General features: G+C 69.4%; 17 protein-coding genes. 8 read left to right on the top strand and 9 right to left on the bottom strand.

Going from position 1 to position 15,961, the window contains the following annotated elements; all coding sequences use genetic code 11:
* The first annotated feature begins 26 nt into the window (after window positions 1-26).
* Window positions 27-434 (top strand): MarR family winged helix-turn-helix transcriptional regulator, encoded by a 408-nt coding sequence (locus ACFWTE_RS02855; RefSeq protein WP_378777348.1) that lies wholly within the window; start codon window positions 27-29, stop codon window positions 432-434.
* 33 nt (window positions 435-467) lie between these two features.
* On the opposite strand, the gene ACFWTE_RS02850 is transcribed toward ACFWTE_RS02855, so the two are convergent.
* The gene (locus ACFWTE_RS02850; protein ID WP_378777346.1) at window positions 468-1,040 is read right to left on the bottom strand and encodes a GNAT family N-acetyltransferase; all 573 of its coding nucleotides are present in this window, start codon (window positions 1,038-1,040) and stop codon (window positions 468-470) included.
* Between the two features lie 110 nt (window positions 1,041-1,150).
* Window positions 1,151-1,780 (bottom strand): TetR/AcrR family transcriptional regulator, encoded by a 630-nt coding sequence (locus ACFWTE_RS02845; RefSeq protein ID WP_378777345.1) that lies wholly within the window; start codon window positions 1,778-1,780, stop codon window positions 1,151-1,153.
* A gap of 71 nt (window positions 1,781-1,851) precedes the next feature.
* Here ACFWTE_RS02845 and ACFWTE_RS02840 point away from each other — a divergent pair, with 71 nt between their 5' ends.
* Entirely contained in the window at window positions 1,852-2,562 is a 711-nt protein-coding gene (locus ACFWTE_RS02840) for a GAP family protein (RefSeq protein WP_378777342.1), read from the top strand.
* A 128-nt stretch (window positions 2,563-2,690) separates the two neighbouring features.
* Here ACFWTE_RS02840 and ACFWTE_RS02835 read toward each other — a convergent pair whose 3' ends face one another.
* On the bottom strand, window positions 2,691-3,647 hold the full coding sequence (locus tag ACFWTE_RS02835; RefSeq protein WP_378777340.1) for a LysR family transcriptional regulator: 957 nt from the start codon (window positions 3,645-3,647) through the stop codon (window positions 2,691-2,693).
* Window positions 3,648-3,787: 140 nt separating this feature from the next.
* Between ACFWTE_RS02835 and ACFWTE_RS02830 the strand changes: the two genes are divergently transcribed.
* A complete protein-coding gene (locus tag ACFWTE_RS02830; RefSeq protein ID WP_378777338.1) occupies window positions 3,788-4,252 on the top strand; it encodes an ester cyclase in 465 nt (154 codons plus the stop codon).
* Between the two features lie 731 nt (window positions 4,253-4,983).
* Here the strand turns inward: ACFWTE_RS02830 and ACFWTE_RS02825 are convergent.
* The gene (locus tag ACFWTE_RS02825; protein WP_378777336.1) at window positions 4,984-5,469 is read right to left on the bottom strand and encodes a GNAT family N-acetyltransferase; all 486 of its coding nucleotides are present in this window, start codon (window positions 5,467-5,469) and stop codon (window positions 4,984-4,986) included.
* 406 nt (window positions 5,470-5,875) lie between these two features.
* Here ACFWTE_RS02825 and ACFWTE_RS02820 point away from each other — a divergent pair, with 406 nt between their 5' ends.
* Entirely contained in the window at window positions 5,876-6,529 is a 654-nt protein-coding gene (locus ACFWTE_RS02820) for a TetR/AcrR family transcriptional regulator (protein WP_378777334.1), read from the top strand.
* Here ACFWTE_RS02820 and ACFWTE_RS02815 read toward each other — a convergent pair.
* A complete protein-coding gene (locus ACFWTE_RS02815; protein WP_378777333.1) occupies window positions 6,490-6,897 on the bottom strand; it encodes a RidA family protein in 408 nt (135 codons plus the stop codon). The genes ACFWTE_RS02820 and ACFWTE_RS02815 overlap by 40 nt on opposite strands.
* Before the next feature lie 257 nt (window positions 6,898-7,154).
* Between ACFWTE_RS02815 and ACFWTE_RS02810 the strand changes: the two genes are divergently transcribed.
* A complete protein-coding gene (locus ACFWTE_RS02810) occupies window positions 7,155-9,044 on the top strand; it encodes an ABC transporter ATP-binding protein (RefSeq protein ID WP_378777331.1) in 1,890 nt (629 codons plus the stop codon).
* A gap of 195 nt (window positions 9,045-9,239) precedes the next feature.
* Here the strand turns inward: ACFWTE_RS02810 and ACFWTE_RS02805 are convergent, their stop codons facing one another.
* From ACFWTE_RS02805 to ACFWTE_RS02795, 3 genes are all read right to left on the bottom strand, one after another.
* Complete coding sequence (locus tag ACFWTE_RS02805; protein ID WP_378777555.1) at window positions 9,240-9,782, bottom strand: sugar O-acetyltransferase; 543 nt, start codon at window positions 9,780-9,782, stop codon at window positions 9,240-9,242.
* A 158-nt stretch (window positions 9,783-9,940) separates the two neighbouring features.
* Window positions 9,941-11,119 (bottom strand): acyltransferase, encoded by a 1,179-nt coding sequence (locus ACFWTE_RS02800; protein WP_378777328.1) that lies wholly within the window; start codon window positions 11,117-11,119, stop codon window positions 9,941-9,943.
* A 29-nt stretch (window positions 11,120-11,148) separates the two neighbouring features.
* Entirely contained in the window at window positions 11,149-11,769 is a 621-nt protein-coding gene (locus ACFWTE_RS02795) for a TetR/AcrR family transcriptional regulator (RefSeq protein ID WP_378777327.1), read from the bottom strand.
* A gap of 157 nt (window positions 11,770-11,926) precedes the next feature.
* On the opposite strand from ACFWTE_RS02795, the gene ACFWTE_RS02790 reads away from it, so the two are divergent.
* On the top strand, window positions 11,927-12,355 hold the full coding sequence (locus ACFWTE_RS02790) for a fluoride efflux transporter FluC (protein WP_378777325.1): 429 nt from the start codon (window positions 11,927-11,929) through the stop codon (window positions 12,353-12,355).
* Window positions 12,352-12,714: a fluoride efflux transporter FluC gene (locus ACFWTE_RS02785; RefSeq protein ID WP_378777323.1), complete on the top strand. Its 363-nt coding sequence runs from the start codon at window positions 12,352-12,354 to the stop codon at window positions 12,712-12,714. The genes ACFWTE_RS02790 and ACFWTE_RS02785 overlap by 4 nt, the downstream gene beginning before the upstream one ends.
* Window positions 12,715-12,788: 74 nt before the next feature.
* Here the strand turns inward: ACFWTE_RS02785 and ACFWTE_RS02780 are convergent, their stop codons facing one another.
* Window positions 12,789-15,062 (bottom strand): ATP-binding cassette domain-containing protein, encoded by a 2,274-nt coding sequence (locus ACFWTE_RS02780; protein WP_378777321.1) that lies wholly within the window; start codon window positions 15,060-15,062, stop codon window positions 12,789-12,791.
* A gap of 73 nt (window positions 15,063-15,135) precedes the next feature.
* Between ACFWTE_RS02780 and ACFWTE_RS02775 the strand changes: the two genes are divergently transcribed.
* Window positions 15,136-15,954: a TetR/AcrR family transcriptional regulator gene (locus tag ACFWTE_RS02775; protein WP_378777553.1), complete on the top strand. Its 819-nt coding sequence runs from the start codon at window positions 15,136-15,138 to the stop codon at window positions 15,952-15,954.
* Window positions 15,955-15,961: the final 7 nt, after the last annotated feature.

Below are 15,961 nucleotides of genomic sequence, written 5' to 3'. Positions count from 1 at the left end.
GTGGTACGCAGCCCGCTGGAGGAAGCATGTCCGACCTGCCCATCGGCTACTGGCTCAAGCACCTGGACCGGCTCATCGAGAACGACTTCGACCGGGCCCTGGCCTCGGAGTCCGTGGGGCGGCGCCACTGGCAGGTGCTCAACTCACTGCACAACGAGCCCGGGACCATCGCCGATCTGGACCGCAGACTGACCCCGTTCCTGGACGAGAACGAGGACACGGTCGCCCCGGTGGTCGAGCGGCTGCGCGAGCTGGGGTGGGTCGAGGGCCTGGTCGCCCTCGCGCTCACACCCCGGGGGGAGGCCGAGCACGAGAAGCTCTTCGCCAGGGTCGGTGAGGCCCGCGCCCGGCTCACCCGGGGGATCGCGGACGAGGAGTACCGCGCGGCCGTCGACGTACTGGAGCGGATGTCGGCCAACCTCGAACAGGGCTGAGGGGACGGTCCCCGCCCGGGGCGCCCGCCGGGGTCACGGCGCGGGCAGTTCCCGGGTGAGCTCGACGAACGCCAGGTCGGCGCGCCTGGGGACACCGAAGGTCTCGTCCCCGTAGGGGAACGGCTCGATCTTGCCGGTACTGGTGTAACCGCGCCGTTCGTACCAGGCGATCAGCTCAGGGCGCTGCTTGAGCACCTTCATGCGCATCAGGCGGCAGCCCCACTCGGCCACGGCTATGCGCTCGGCCTCGGCCAGCACCCGCCGTCCGAGTCCGCCGCCCTGGATGGTGGGCCGGACCGAGAACATCCCGAAGTAGGCGCCGTTGACACCCCGACGGAGTTCGCAGCAGGCCACGAGTAGGCCTTCGGCCTCCGCGACGAGGACGATCGCGTTGGTGCGTCCGAGCAGTTCGGCCATACCCTCGGCGTCCACGCGCAGGCCGTCGAGCAGATGGGCCTCCGTGGTCCAGCCCTGCTGCGAGGAGTCGCCCCGGTAGCAGGCGTTGACCAGCTCGACGAGGGCTGGGACGTCGGTGTGGACCGCGTGCCGGTAGGTCAGGCTGAGCGGTTTGCCGGATGCCGTCTCACTGGTCTGGCTGGTGGTCACGCGCGTCTCCCCCGTCACTTTCGGTCACTGGCACCCCCAGTATCGACCATCGGGAAACCCGGTAAATACGGACCCCCGACACCAAAACCGACACCTCGCGCACCCCCAGGTCAGGGGTTCGCCCGGTACCGCCACGCCTCCCCGATCCGTACCAGGAAGCTCCGCAGCCGGTGCCGCGCGTCGTCCGCGTCGAGCATCCCGGGGGTGACCATCAGCTCAAGTGCGAGTCCGTCCACATGGGTGTGGAGATAGCCGGACCACTCCTCCACCCAGGGGTCGGCGTGGGGTTCGAAGGGGTCTCCGACCGCAGCCCCGACGAGTGAGGCGACCAGCTGCCGGTAGAGCCTGCGTTGGAGGTTCCAGCGCTGGGCCCGGTCCTTGTCGTACTCGCCCAGGATTCCGGCGGACTCCCAGGCCCGGTACTCGGCCCGACGCGTCTCGTCCAGCGGCAGGAGCTGTTCGGCGTACTGGGCCACGCGGTCGGTCAGCGGCATGTCGGCGGGTTGCGCGGCCGGCAGGGAGGTGATCCGCGCGGTGACGCGGTCCTCGGACAGGTTCATGGCGAAGACCAGGAGTTCCTCGCGCGTTTGGAAGTAGTGGCGTAGGGCCCCCGGGGACCAGCCCGCCTCGGCCGCCACGGAGCGGATGGACACGGCGGTGGGGCCGGACCCGGCGATGACCCGCCACAGGGCCTCGGCCAGCTCCCTGCGGCGCTGTTCGTGGTCGACGATCTTTGGCACCCCACCTTTCTAACACATATGTGTTATTTTATTTGACACAGACGTGCGATAAAAACCGCGAGGAGACCGCCATGCCCCCCTGGGAAGTACTGCTGCCCGTCTCCGGACTGGCCCTGCTGGACACGCTCAGCCCGGCCACCCTCGGTATCTCCCTGTACGTGCTGTTGAGCGGCGCGCGCTCGGTGGCCCGCCCCCTGTTCGCCTTCCTGGGTACGGTCGCCCTCTTCTACTTCGCGCTGGGCTGCGCGCTCATGCTCGGCTTCGGCCTCCTGCTGGACGCCCTCGGCGGCGTTGCCGACAGCGCCCCGGCCGGCTGGGCGATGGCCCTCCTCGGCGGCGGTCTGCTGGTCTACAGCTTCCTCCTGCCGAACAAGCCGCGTGAGCAGCGCAGACCCACCTCCTTCCGCACGGCCGCGATGATCGGACTGGGCCTGGCCACCGGGCTCCTGGAGGGCGGCACCGCCTTCCCCTACTTCGGCGCGATCGGCATCATGACCACCGCCGAACTGCCCGCAGTCGCCTGGCTGCCACTCCTTGCCGCCTACAACGCGGTGATGGTGCTCCCCCCGGTCCTGCTCTACCTGGGCCACCGGGCCCTGGGGGCGCGGATACGCCCCCGGCTGGAGCACTGGCGCTCCAGGATCGAGGCCGGCTCCAGGGAGGCGATGGGGTGGATCGTCGGCCTGGTCGGGTTCCTCCTTCTCGTCAGCGGACTCGCCAGGACGGGTGCCGTCGCCGCCTTCGAGGGGTCCGGGTTCGTCACCTTCCTCAACGGGTTGTGAGCCGGGAGGAGGGCGGCGCCATCGGCCTCGCTGGCATGTCTCTCATCCTTCCCAGGTTTGAGAGCCTCCATCACACCCTGCACGAAACAATGAAACAGCCATGCCCCTGACCGCGTTGATAAGAGCGGTTAGACCACCCCTGGGTTTCGCTGGAAAACCCCGTTGCCCCTTTCCGGCGTACTTGGTTCGCCCCCCTCAAAGGGTTCCCGCAGGGCCCGGACAATGATTTCATGCGTTTCCACCCCGTCATTCCTGGTGACCGCAATAATACTCCGTCCGAGCCAGTTCGGGTCGTCCACGCGTACCAGGGCAATGTTCTCCGGGACGACCGGGGCGAGGATGTCTGGAATGACGCAGATTCCGAGACCGGCGACGACGAGTCCGAAGCGGCTGTGCCAGGTCCGCGTGCGGAAGGCGATGAGCGGATCGGTCAGCGTGGGCCAGGCGCCGAACTGTGGTTCGTCACGGGCACCCTTGCCCACGATCCATGACGCGTGGGCGAGTTCACGCACCGGGACGGGGCCTTCCATCGCGGCGAGAGGGTGCCCGCTTGGCACGCCCACCGTCAGCTCGCCACCCGGCAGCGGGGCGATCCGCAACCCCTCCAGGGCCAGCTGCGTCAGGCCGGGCCCGGAGGCCACGACGGCGACGTCCAGCCGCTTGCTGATGATCTGGTGCACGAGCTGCGGCGAGGACGCCTCGGTGAGCGCGAATGTCAGCCTGGGCTGCTGCTCCAGTGCCCTGGCCAGAGCAAAGGGGAGCAGAGCGGCGTTCGCGGCGGGGAAGGCCCCCACCCGGACCCGCACCTCGGGCCCGTAGGTCAGCTCGTCGAGCCGTTCGTCCAGTCGGTCAAGGCCGGCGAGGGTCTCGGTGGCGAACCGGGCGACGAGCTCCCCCGCGCGCGTCGTCCTGACGCCGCGCGCGCCGCGTACGAAAAGGGGCTGCCCCGCGGCTTTCTCGGCGGCCGAGACCTGGCGGGAGATGGCGGGCTGGGAGTAGCCGAGGGCGCGCGCCGCGCGGCTCAGGGAGCCGTGCGCGGCCACCGCGCGCACGACGCGGAGAGCGTTGATGCTGAGTTCGGGCACGGCACCATCGTAGCCGCCCGAGCCATGCACAGTTGTTATGGGAACGGGCCGGTAATTGCATGTCACGCAGGGCCAAAGAGGAGTTTTCAGGGTCTAGTGTCGAAAGCGGCGGCAATGCCACTACCTGAAAGGATTTTCTAGTGAGCGAGTTCATTTCCCCTGACGACATCCGTTACGACGAGCGGTCGCGCGCCCTGGTGCGGATCGGCCGCGAGGCGATCGCCGTGGCTGACGACGAGAAGCTGGACGCCTACTTCGCGGATGACTTCGTTTTCCACGGCCCCGACGGCGACATGACGTACGCGCAGATCCGTTCCTTCTTCGCGGCCATGCGTGCCGCATTCGAGGGATTCGCATGCGAGCGGCGCACCATTGTCAGCGAGGGTGAGTACATCGGTTCGCGTACCTGTATGTCGGGGCGTTTCACCGCGCCCTTCGAGGCGTCCCCGTTCGGCGCGATCGCGCCGAACGGGCAGCCGATGCGACTCGAACTGATCAACATCTTCCGCTACCACGAGAACGGCCAGTTGGCCGAGGAGTGGGTCCAGTACGACAACGTCGGCTTCCTGCGTCAGCTCGGCGTCGACCTCACTGAGGGGCACTGACCGACACTTCGGCGGCCGTCCCGCCGTCCGGGTCCACCATCCCGCCGGGCAAGCCCCACTGGTGAATGTCGTCGCGCTGGATGAGCAGCACCCGCAGGTCGTGGCCGGGGCCGGCCACCACGGTCGGGTCCGCGGCCTGCGACTTGCCCCACTTGGCAAGGTTGCGACCCGTGCGGCCAGTGCGGCCAGAGCGGGGACGAACAAGGTGAGCCCGGGAGGGGCAACAGGCCTTCATCAGATGAAGGATCCCTTCGTCCGATGAAGTCGGGTGCTCTGAGGGGTGCCTCTGACCGCACTGGTAAGAGCAGTTGCCGGCGGTCAGAGCCGTGCGATACCGGGACGAACTACACCAGATCGCTAGGTCGTGTTTTTTGGATCCTTCCGGGCTCGCGTCCACCAGGCTTCCTCTCGCCGCGCCTCTGCGCTCGTGAAGCACAACCAGGCTGAACTTCGCACATCGTCTTGCGAGAGATCGCCTGGACGGCCGCTCGCCGACCCGAAAACCTCCAAAAAACACTCCCTAGACCACTCGAAAGCGCCGGATTGGCCTACCTCCTGACCTGCGGGAACGTCAGGCCATTGCCCCTTTCCGGCGTACTTGGTTCGCCCCCAGGTAGGCCCAACTGGGTCTCCTTCCACGGGCACCTCCCCACACCCCAGATGATGAACCTGATCGGCCGCGGCCTCGTCGCCGTCGAGGACCTGCCGGAGCCATACCACCATCGCGTCGCTCACCCCGCACCCCCCACGTCGAGAGCCACCACCATGTCCACCAGCGGGGCCGCCAACCCGCCCTCGTTCGGTTCCCCCTCCACCAGCTCATGCAGCCCGCACCGGGCGAAGAACGCCAACTGGGCGGCTTCGTCCTCGTCCCCCGTCTTCGGAAGCAACGCGAGCCACGTGCACCCGGCAGCCTGGGCGACCGTCACGAACTCGCGCATCAAAGCCAACCCCGCGCCCTGGCCGCGCGCCCGCGGGGACACGAGCATCTGCGCAACGTAGGCATAAGGCGCCGGGTGTGAGGGGCGAGTGAGTTCTTCGTACAGGTCCGCGTCGGAGTTGCCTTCCAACCACCCCACCACATGGCCCGTCACGTCCTCCACGACGAACACCTCGTAGACATCGCCGATCCTCCCCGTGAGGTAGTCGCGGTACGAATCGAAGACCCCGCCGATCTCCTGGTCAACCGCGATGATCGCTTCGCAGTCGTCGTCCACGGCCGGGCGAACACGACAGCTTGAAGTCAAGGGGGTCTCCTCAGGGCTCATGCGGCGCGCGCCACGCCAGCCATCTGCGCGGTCAGCTCACGGTACTCGGGGCGTCAGTTTCGCCGGCGTCACCCATGGCAACCACTCCAGTGTCGCCCTGTTGTGCCGACTCGAATTCACCCCGGTCGCGGAGTTTTCCAACGACACCCGGTTCCATTTGGCGCTGACACCCCGAGCCGACAGGGATCGCAAGTCCGATACCCCTGACAACGTGCCTCCACTCCGGCGATCGTGACGCACGGTGACTAAAACAGTAGGAGCCACGGAGAATGCAGATCACTCGATCAACGGCTCCTGCCAGTCTGGACCCCCAGGTCATAGAAGCGTTCCAAAGCGGTGCCCTAGAATGTTTCGGATGGCGAGGCAGAAGGATCCGGCGGTGCGCACGCAGCTCCTGGAGCGTGCAGCGCGGATGCTCCGTGAGCGCGAGCCGATCACGTTGCGGTCGCTCGTCGACGGGACCGGGGTCTCGACGATGGCGGTCTACACCTACTTCGGCGGGATGGACGGGGTGTGGCGTGCGCTGCGCCAGGAGGGCTTCACGCGGCTGGCGGCCCGTTTCGAGGCCCTCGTCGTGCCGGCCGACCCCGTCGAGGACCTCGTGGCGGGGGTGGCCGCCTACGCCGCCAACGCCCTAGAGCATCCTGACCTCTACCGGGTCATGTTCGATGCGACCGTCGAACTGGAGGACGTCGAGGCCGCCGAGGCGACCCTCGGGTACCTCGTGCGCGCCGCGCGACGCTGTCGCGACGGGGGTCGGATCGCCGAGGACACCGACCCCGGCCAGCTCGGCACCGAGGTCTGGACGGTCTGCCACGGGATCGTGTCGCTGGTCGTGAGCCGGGTCGCCTCACGACGCACCCTCGCCTCGGGTATTCCCCTCCTCACCGCGGTGATCGTCGCCGCCGGTGACGACCCCGCGGTGTGCCGACGCTCGGTCGAGGCCGGCTGGGTCGCGCTGAGCCCGCCTCAGGCCAGCACGGCCACGGCATCGACCTCGACGAGGTAGCCCGGCGCGGCCAGCGAGGTGACCCCGATCCAGGTGCTCGGCTGCTGGAACTCGACGCCCAGCGTCGCGGCCGCCCGATCGCGTCCGATGACGAACTGCTCGGACTTCGCCTCGTCGAGGTCGACGATGTAGACGGTGACCTTGGCCAGGTCAGCCGCCGTCGCCCCGACCGCGTCGAGCGCGGCGGCGATGTTGAGGTAGCACTTCTCGGCCTGTGCGGCGACGTCGTCGCGGCCCACGAGGTTGCCCTCGGTGTCCCAGGACACCTGCCCGGCCAGGTACACGGTGCGCGAGCCCTGCGCGACGGCGACCTGATGGTGGACGTCGACCCGGTTGACCCGTTCGGGATGCACCAGCTTGATAGTCATCGTCTTGCTCCTCATCTCCATGGACATCGAAAACATAGCAAAGCAATGCCATGTTATCGACGTTTCGATGGGCGGGGTGGCGATGATCACGGCGGTGGCGGCCCCGGTGGGGCCGGGGGTGCTGGGGCAGTCGCTGGGGGAGGATCGGGGCCGGTGCAGCCTGAATGCCCGCGCCGGTTTGACCTAAATATTTGTTGAGGTTTTACGGTTCGTGTCAACAGCCCCAACACCCCCGGTGGTCGAAGATGAGCATGGAAATGGCAGCGTGGAACTCCGTCTACCACGCGATGCACGCGAGCGAGGACCGGCGCCCCTTCTCCCTGCCGGTCCTGCGCCGGATCTCCTCCTTCGCCGGCCCCCATGCCCGCCGCCTCTGCTGGTTCCTCGTCCTGAGCGTGGCCACCGCCGCCCTCGCCGTGGCCTCCCCCCTCCTGGCAGGGCGGGTGGTCAACGCGATCATCGACGCCGGAGCCCTGCGCCCGGTGCTGCTCCTGGCCGGACTCATCGCGGCCGTCGCCGTCACCGAGGCGCTCCTGGGGCTGATCGTGCGCCAGTTGTCGGCCCAGGTCGGCGAAGACCTCATCCTCGACCTGCGCACCACCGTCTACGACCACGTCCAACGCATGCCGGTCGCCTTCTTCACCCGTACCCGCACCGGGGCCCTGGTCAGCCGGCTCAACAACGACGTCATCGGAGCCCAGCGCGCCTTCAGCGATGTCCTCTCCGGGGTGGTGAGCAACCTGGTCACCCTCGTCCTGGCCCTGGCCGTGATGCTCACCCTGTCCTGGCAGATCACCCTGCTCTCCCTGCTCCTGCTGCCCCTGTTCGTCGTGCCCGCCCGCCGCATGGGCGCCCGCCTGGCCAGGATCGAGCGCGAGCGCGCCGTCCACAACGCGGCGATGGGGACCCAGATGACCGAGCGGTTCTCCGCCCCCGGCGCCACCCTGATCAAGCTCTTCGGCCGCCCGAGGGAGGAGTCGGCCGAGTTCGCCCGCCGCGCCGGCCGGGTCCGCGACATCGGCGTGCGCACCGCCATGGTCCAGGAGGTCTTCTTCACGGCCCTCACCCTGGTGTCGGCGCTCGCCCTGGCGCTGGTCTACGGCCTCGGCGGCTTCTACGCCCTGCGCGGCCAGCTCGACGCGGGCACCGTCGTGTCCATGGGCATGCTGCTCACCCGCCTGTACGCGCCGCTCACCTCCCTGGCGGGCGCCCGGGTGGAGGTCATGAGCGCGCTGGTCAGCTTCAGCCGGGTCTTCGAGATCCTCGACCTCGAACCGATCGTGGACGAAAAGCCCCGGGCCCGGACGGTCCCCGACGGAGCGGTGTCGCTGGAGTTCGACGATGTCACCTTCGCCTACCCCAGCGCCGACAAGGTGTCACTGGCCTCCCTGGAGGAGGTCGCCACACTGGACTCCGCGGACAACGGGGACGTCCTTCACGGGGTGTCGTTCCGGGTCGAACCCGGACAGATGGTCGCCTTGGTCGGCTCCTCCGGTGCCGGCAAGTCCACCATCGCCCAACTCGTCCCGCGCCTGTACGACGTGGACTCCGGCGCCGTGCGCCTGGGCGGGACGGACGTGCGCGACCTGACCTTCGACTCCATCCGCGCCACCCTGGGCATGGTCACCCAGGACGGACACCTCTTCCACGAGTCGATCCGCGCCAACCTGACCCTGGCCTCCCCCGGGGCCACCGACGAACAGCTCTGGGACGTGCTGCGCCGTGCCCGGCTGGACACCCTCGTGGCCGCACTGCCCGAGGGGTTGGACACCGTCGTGGGCGAGCGCGGCTACCGGTTCTCCGGAGGTGAGCGCCAGCGCCTGACCATCGCCCGCCTGCTGCTCGCCGGACCCGAGGTGGTCATCCTCGACGAGGCGACCTCCGCGCTGGACTCCACCTCCGAGGCCGCGGTACAAGCCGCCCTCACCGAGGCGCTGAAGGGGCGGACCGCCCTGGTCATCGCGCACCGGCTGTCCACGATCCGCGCCGCCGACGCCATCCTCGTCGTCGAGGAGGGGCGGATCGTGGAGCGCGGTACCCACACCGAACTGCTGGCCAGGGACGGCCGCTACGCGGAGCTGTACCGGACCCAGTTCGCCACCGGCGGCCCCGCAACGGTCGCCGCCGAGCCCGCCGCGGCCGGGTAGCGGCCCCGCTGACCCCGCCCCCCGGTGGCGCCACACCGGGGGACGGTCCTCCCCCCGTGGAGGGTGCCCAGGGTGGAGAGGGGGCGGTGTCGTCGCCGCGGTCGATCCCGTCCGTGAAGTGCGGCAGGACGGACGCGATCACCTCCAGCCGCATGGACGGGGTAGCGCACCGTCGAGACCGCGCCGGGCCGGAGGCTAGGGGTTGCCGATCTCGCGGACGACTCGGGCCGGGTTGCCGACCGCCACCACGTTCGCGGGCAGGTCCCTGACGACCACAGAGCCGGCGCCCACGACGGTGTTCTCACCGATCGTGACGCCGGGGCAGACGATGACCCCACCACCCAGCCACACGTTGTCCTCAATGGTGATCGGCTCTCCGGCCTCCCACTTGGCGCGCCGCAGTTCGGGGTCGACGGGATGGGTGGGGGTGAGCAGTTGGACGTTCGGGCCGATCTGCACGTCCGCCCCGATCCGGATCGGGGCCACGTCCAGCATGACCGCGCCGCAGTTGACGAACGTGCGCGGCCCGACGGTGATGTGGTACCCGTAGTCGACCCGCAGCGGGGGGCGGACCATACTGTCCTCACCCAGCTCTCCCACCAGTTCGGCCAGCGCCGCTTGCCGCGCCTGCAGGTCGTCGATCGTGGAGGAGTTGAACGCCTCCGTCCGTTTTTCGGCGAGGACGAGGTCGGCCTGGAGTTCGGGGTCGTCGGCGAGGTAGAGCTCACCGGCGAGCATGCGGTCCTTCTGAGTGGTCACACGGGGTCCCTTCGGTCGCGAATCCGCCCCCGACCCTAGACCCGGGGGTGCCGCGCCGGAAACGGGAGGCTCGGGCGGGCGGGGACAGGGCCGCCCCCGGCTCTTCACGGAGGCGGCCCCGCGGTGTTGAGGGGACGTCAGAGGATCCGTCGCGCCCCGGGGACCGCGCGGACCGCTGCGGCCGAAGCCCAGCAGAGCGGGATCGCGAGGGCGGCCACGACGAGGAACTTCACGACCGCGGCGGCCTCCCAGCCGCCCAGCGCCATCCCCAGGCCGACCAGCACCAGCGGGTGCAGGAAGTACACGGCGAAGGCGTTGTCGACCAGGAACCCGGAGAAACGGGTCCGCCGGTCGAGGAAGCGGCGGAAGAACACCATCAGGGCGAGCGTCACGCCGACCGAGAAGAACGACTCCGCCACCCTCTGGAACAGCGCTGCGGCCACACCGGACTCACCCGCCGCCGGTCCGAGGAGCACCGACAGGGCCAGGAACGCCAACAGCCCGAGGACGGCCGTGGCGAGCCCGTACCAGCCCGCCCGGTCCGGCAGACGGGTGAACCAGTTGCCGCGGTAGGCGAACACACCCACGGTGAAGAGGGCAACGTACTGGGGCAGGTAGTCGGGGCTGGGCAGGCCCACGAACGGCCAGTAGGGCGCCGGGTTGACCCAGTGCCAGAGCAACGACACCGCGGCCAGGCCGACGGTGAAGGCGAGGACCGGACCCGACCAGCGCAGCGGAGCCGTGTCCTCGGGGCGGGCGAGGGGCCCGGCCACCGCGCCGCGGCGCTCCCGGAAGCCGCGCACCATCACGTAGGTGAGGCTCAAAACCAGCAGGACCTCGACGAACCACATGGGGCCGGGGTCGAAGGACACCAGGTAGAAGAGCCAGTAGGGCATCTCCGCGCCCTGGGCGGCGGCCCCCTCCACGTACAGCTGGTAGGCGCCGGTCGTGACCAGGGGCCGTACGAGCAGGACGAACAGCAGCAGGGGGACGCCCAGTCGCACCAGGCGCTCGCGGACGAACCCCCCTCGGCCCCTCCGGTCCGCCGCGCCGGGCACGAAGTAGCCCGCGAGCAGGAAGAACAGGCCCATGAAGTAGGTCTGGTTGATGATGACGAGGAGGTCGAGCAGACCACCCGTGGGGTCCTGGGCGGGTTCGGTGTAGAACCAGACCGGGATGTTGCCGTAGGTGAGGGCGACGTGGTGCAGCACGACCAGGACGGTCAGCGCCACGCGCAGGTTGTCCACATGGTGCAGGCGCCTCGGTGGCGGTTGAGCCGGTTCCGGGCTCAGGGCGGGTGCGGGTTGCTGTGTCATGGTGTCCTCGTCTTGGGGGTGGGCGCCGGTCAGTCGGCACGGGTGGCGCGGACGAGCTGTTCACCGAGTTCGGCGGCGTGCGCCATGAGGTCGTGGTCGGGGTGGACACGCCAGTACTCGAACATGCCGTCGGTGGCGGACTGCTGGGTCACGGCCATCGCCCGCACGTCGAAGTCGCGGAACTCGCCGCTTGCCTGCCCCTCCCGGTAGAGCCCTTCCAAGGACTCGAAGAGGGGCTCGGACTCCCCGGCCCCGTACCGGGGGGAACCGTCCGGCCTGCGGGCGTGCAGGAAGATCTGCGCCAGGGTCGCCATGCGGCTCCGGTGCTCCAGGGCGTAGGCGGCCACGCCCCGCACATGGGCCCGGAGCATGTCGGCGGCGTTGTCCTGGGCGAGGATTTCCGGGATGACGGACTCGGCGATCTCCGTGTAGACGCCCGTCACCAGCTGGTCCATCAGCTCGTCCTTTCCTGCGAAGTGGTAGGAGATCACGCCCTTGCTCACCCCCGCCTCCCGTGCGATCCGTGCCAGGGAGGCGTTGGGGTAGCCCACGTCGGCGATGGTCTCGATCGCCGCCGCGATGATCTGCGCCCTGCGGGCCTCCTCGATGAAGGACCGCTTCTGACCGGTTGGCTTATTTTCTGACCGCATGGCCAGAATCTATCACTGCGGGTCAGAAATCCATGGGGGATGCCCCTGAGCCGCCCCTGGCCCGCCCCCTTCGGCCGGGGGGTGGGAACCCCGGGGGCAGCGCGGCCACAGGCGGTTGCGGATGACCCCTCGACGCTCACGGGTGCAGGATGGAGCCATGAACAGACCCGTGCCCCCGCTCCGAGAGCTCTGGCCGGTCCTGGCCGTGATCTCCCTGGGAGGGGCGCTCGGCGCCCTGGCCAGGCACGGCCTGGACACGGCCTGGCCGCCCGCCGCCTCAGGGGTGTCCTGGACCATCCTCGCCGTCAACGTCAGCGGCAGCGCGCTCATCGGCGTACTCATGGAACTGCTCAACCACCGGTGGCCGGACAGCCGGTTCGTCCGCGTGTTCTGGGGCGTGGGGGTCCTCGGCGGGTACACCACCTTCTCCGCGTACGCCCTGGACACCGTCACGGCGCTCGAACGCGGCGCCCCGCAGACCGCACTCGCCTACCTGGCGCTCACCCTGGCCGGAGCGCTCGCGGGCGTGTGGGCGGCCTCGGTGGTCTCGCACCGGATCCTGGCGTCCGGAAGGCGGAGCACATGACGGCCCTGCTCGTGGCCCTGGGAGCGGCCGTCGGAGCCCCCGCCAGGTTCCTCGTCGACCTGGCCGTGCAGAGCCGGCACGAGACGGCCTTTCCGTGGGGCACCCTGTGCGTCAACCTCGCCGGCTCCCTGGTCCTGGGCGCCCTCAGCGCACTCCCCCTGCCCGAGGAGGCGATGGCGCTGTTGGGCGCCGGGCTCTGCGGAGCGCTCACCACCTACTCCACCTTCGCCTACGAGGCCTACCGGCTGGCCGCCACCGGTGAACGCCTGCACGCGGGCCTGTACGTGGCGGTCAGCCTCACCGCGGGGCTGGGCGCTGCCTGGGTGGGGATCGCCCTCACCCAGGCGCTCCTCGGCTGAGGCCGGTGGGAGGTGTGGCCCGGCGTCACCGCCCGACGGGTCGACCTCCGCGCCCGTGCGATGCGGCCCACTGCCTAGCGATCCAGGTAGGCGCGCAGGTGGCGGGCGGTGAGGGTGTCGCCCCCGGCCACCAGCTCGGCGGGGCTGCCCTCGAAGACCACACGGCCGCCGTCGTGCCCGGCGCCCGGCCCCAGGTCGATGATGTGGTCGGCGTGCGCCATCACCGCCTGGTGGTGCTCGATGACCACCACCGTGTTGCCGTCCTCGACCAGGCGGTCCAGCAGGGCGAGGAGCCGGTCCACGTCGGCCAGGTGCAGGCCGGTGGTGGGCTCGTCCATCACGTACACCGCCCCCTCCTTGGCCATGCTGATCGCCAGCTTCAGGCGCTGGCGCTCCCCGCCCGACAGGGTGGTCAGCGGCTGGCCCAGCCCCAGGTATCCCAGGCCGACGTCGTAGAGCCGGTCCAGGATGGTGCGGGCGTTGCCGGTGCTGAAGAACTCCCGTGCCTCCACCACGGACATGGCGAGCACCTCACTGATGTTCTTGCCGCGCAGCTCGTGGGTGAGTACCTCGGGCCGGAACCGCTTGCCCTCGCACTGCTCGCAGGTGGACGCGACCCCGGCCATCATGGCCAGGTCGGTGTAGATGACCCCCGCGCCCTTGCACTCGGGGCAGGCGCCCTCGGAGTTCGCGCTGAACAAGGACGACTTGACCTTGTTGGCGCGGGCGAAGGCGGTGCGGATCGGGTCCAGCAGGCCGGTGTAGGTGGCCGGGTTGGACCGGCGCGACCCCCGGATCGGGGACTGGTCTACCACCACCACACCCTCCCTGCCCGGAAGGGCACCGTGGATGAGGGAGCTCTTGCCCGACCCCGCGACCCCGGTGACCACGGTGAGTACCCCCAGCGGGACGTCCACGCTGACGTCCTTGAGGTTGTGGCTGTCGGCCCCGGTGATGGAGATGGCGCCGGTGGGCCGGCGGACCTGGCCGCGCAGGGTGGCGCGGTGGTCCAGGTGGTCACCGGTGAGGGTGCCCGAGGCGCGCAGCCCGGCCACGTCTCCGGAGTAGGTGATCCGCCCGCCCGTCGGCCCGGCGCCCGGCCCCAGGTCCACCACGTGGTCGGCGATCGCGATGGTCTCGGGCTTGTGCTCGACCACCAGCACGGTGTTGCCCTTGTCGCGCAGGCTCACCAGCAGGTTGTTCATCCGCTCGATGTCGTGCGGGTGCAGGCCCACGGTGGGCTCGTCGAAGACGTACGTGACGTCGCTGAGGCTGGATCCCAGGTGGCGGACCATCTTGACGCGCTGGGCCTCGCCGCCGGAGAGCGTGCCCGACTCCCGGTCCAGGCTCAGGTAGCCCAGCCCGACCTCCACCAGGGAGTCGAGGGTGTGGCCGAGGTTGTCCAGCAACGGCTTCACCGAGGGCTCGTCCAGGGCTCTGACGAACTCGGCGAGCTCGTTGATCTGCATCGACGAGCACTCGGTGATGGTGCGCCCGGCGACCTTCACGGAGCGGGCCCCGGCGTTGAGCCGCGTGCCCTCGCACTCGGGGCAGGTGGAGTAGGTGACGGCGCGGTCCACGAAGGCGCGGATCCCGGGCTGCATGGAATCCCGGTCCTTGGCCAGGTAGGTGCGTTTGAGCTTGACCATCAACCCCTCGTAGGAGAAGGAGTTGCCGCCCACCTTGATGCGGGTCGCGGGCCCGTACAGGAAGGTCTCCCATTCCTCGGGTGTGTAGTCGCGCAGTCTGCGGTCCGCGTCCAGGAGCCCGGAGTTGGCCATGACCTGCCAGTACCAGGAGTCCACCGCGAATCCTGGGACGGTGATGGCGCCCTCGTTCAGGGACAGGTCCCGGTCGTAGAGCTCCTCCAGGTCGACCTGGTTGGTGCGGCCCAGCCCCTCGCACTCGGGGCACATGCCCTCGGAGTTGTTGAAGCTGAACAGGCTCGACGGCTCCAGGCGCGGGGTGCCGACCCGGCTGAAGACGATCCGCAGCATGGCGGCGGCGTCGGTGGCGGTGCCGACGGTGGAGCGGGAGTTGGCGCCCATCCGTTCCTGGTCGACGATGATGGCGGCGCTCAGGTTGCGCAGGGAGTCCACGTCCGGTCGGCCCTGGCTGGGCATGAACGACTGGACGAAGGCGGTGTAGGTCTCGTTGATGAGTCGCTGCGACTCGGCGGCGATCGTGCCGAACACGAGGGAGGACTTGCCGGATCCGGACAGGCCGGTGAAGACGCTCAGCCGCCGTTTGGGGATGTCCACGGACACGTCGGCGAGGTTGTTCTCCCTGGCGCCCCTGACCTGGATGGTGTCGTGGCTGTCGGCCATGGAGGTGGGTTCGGAAGGCACGCTGCTCCTCAGAAATCCTTATGCGGTAAACTGATGGCCTGCGAACGTTAGTTTATGGCATAAGGAGATGCAAGTGGTCGTATACGCCGGGCAGGGTGACGCTCGCCGCTCCATGGGTCTGCTGTGGCGCGCCCCCGCGGATCCGTCCACACGCACCGCCCCCGGCCCCAAACCCGAGCTGAGCGTGGACCTGGTCGTGGAGACCGCCATCGAGGTCGCCGATGCCGAGGGCATGGACGCCCTGTCGATGCGCGCGGTGGCACAGCGGCTCGGACGCACCGCCATGTCGCTCTACACCTATGTGGCCAGCAAGAACGAGCTGATCGAGCTCATGTACGACCACGCGTTCGGGGAGCTGGCCCAAACCGCCGAGAGCGACGACGAATCAGAGTGGCGGAAGGCTACGACAATCTGGGCGACCCGGCTGTGGGAGTTCTACCTCCGCCACCCCTGGACACTGGAGGTGTCCCAGGCCAGGCCGGTCCTGGGCCCCAACGAGTACCGGCTGTTCGAGGCACTGGCCCTCGTGCTGCACCGCGCGGGGCTGGACGCCGCCCAGATCCGCAGCACCTACGGCAACCTCTTCTCCCTGGTGCGCGGTTCGGTCCAGACCGCCGCCGAGGCCCGCCGAGCCGAGGCCGTCATGGGCGTGCCCGAGGACGAGTGGTGGTTCGCGCGGTCCGCGCAGCTGGAGGAGTTCGTCCCCGACTTCGCCGAGCGCTTCCCGACCCTGACCCTGCTGTCCGAGGCGGGCGCGTTCTCCAACGAGAACGAGAACGAGCCCTACCTGGAGCAGGAGGCGTGGGAGACCTTCCGGTTCGGACTGAACGCCCTTCTCGACGGGGTGCGGGGCAAGCTCAGCGCGACACCCGGCCCGGACCCGCGAACGTGATGATCTC

Source organism: Nocardiopsis sp. NPDC058631 (assembly GCF_042716955.1).
Taxonomy (GTDB): Bacteria; Actinomycetota; Actinomycetes; order Streptosporangiales; family Streptosporangiaceae; genus Nocardiopsis.
Note: the sequence above shows the minus strand (reverse complement) of the source record. Positions and strands in the feature narration are given on the sequence as shown.

Excerpts from the sequence above, each read along its gene's own strand:
- ACFWTE_RS02815 (WP_378777333.1), bottom strand. The coding sequence starts at position 6,897 with ATGACTATCAAGCTGGTGCATCCCGAACGGGTCAACCGGGTCGACGTC.
- ACFWTE_RS02855 (WP_378777348.1), top strand. The coding sequence starts at position 27 with ATGTCCGACCTGCCCATCGGCTACTGGCTCAAGCACCTGGACCGGCTC.
- ACFWTE_RS02840 (WP_378777342.1), top strand. The coding sequence starts at position 1,852 with ATGCCCCCCTGGGAAGTACTGCTGCCCGTCTCCGGACTGGCCCTGCTG.
- ACFWTE_RS02785 (WP_378777323.1), top strand. The coding sequence starts at position 12,352 with ATGACGGCCCTGCTCGTGGCCCTGGGAGCGGCCGTCGGAGCCCCCGCC.
- ACFWTE_RS02795 (WP_378777327.1), bottom strand. The coding sequence starts at position 11,769 with ATGCGGTCAGAAAATAAGCCAACCGGTCAGAAGCGGTCCTTCATCGAG.
- ACFWTE_RS02805 (WP_378777555.1), bottom strand. The coding sequence starts at position 9,782 with ATGCTCGCCGGTGAGCTCTACCTCGCCGACGACCCCGAACTCCAGGCC.
- ACFWTE_RS02810 (WP_378777331.1), top strand. The coding sequence starts at position 7,155 with ATGGCAGCGTGGAACTCCGTCTACCACGCGATGCACGCGAGCGAGGAC.
- ACFWTE_RS02820 (WP_378777334.1), top strand. The coding sequence starts at position 5,876 with ATGGCGAGGCAGAAGGATCCGGCGGTGCGCACGCAGCTCCTGGAGCGT.
- ACFWTE_RS02800 (WP_378777328.1), bottom strand. The coding sequence starts at position 11,119 with ATGACACAGCAACCCGCACCCGCCCTGAGCCCGGAACCGGCTCAACCG.
- ACFWTE_RS02790 (WP_378777325.1), top strand. The coding sequence starts at position 11,927 with ATGAACAGACCCGTGCCCCCGCTCCGAGAGCTCTGGCCGGTCCTGGCC.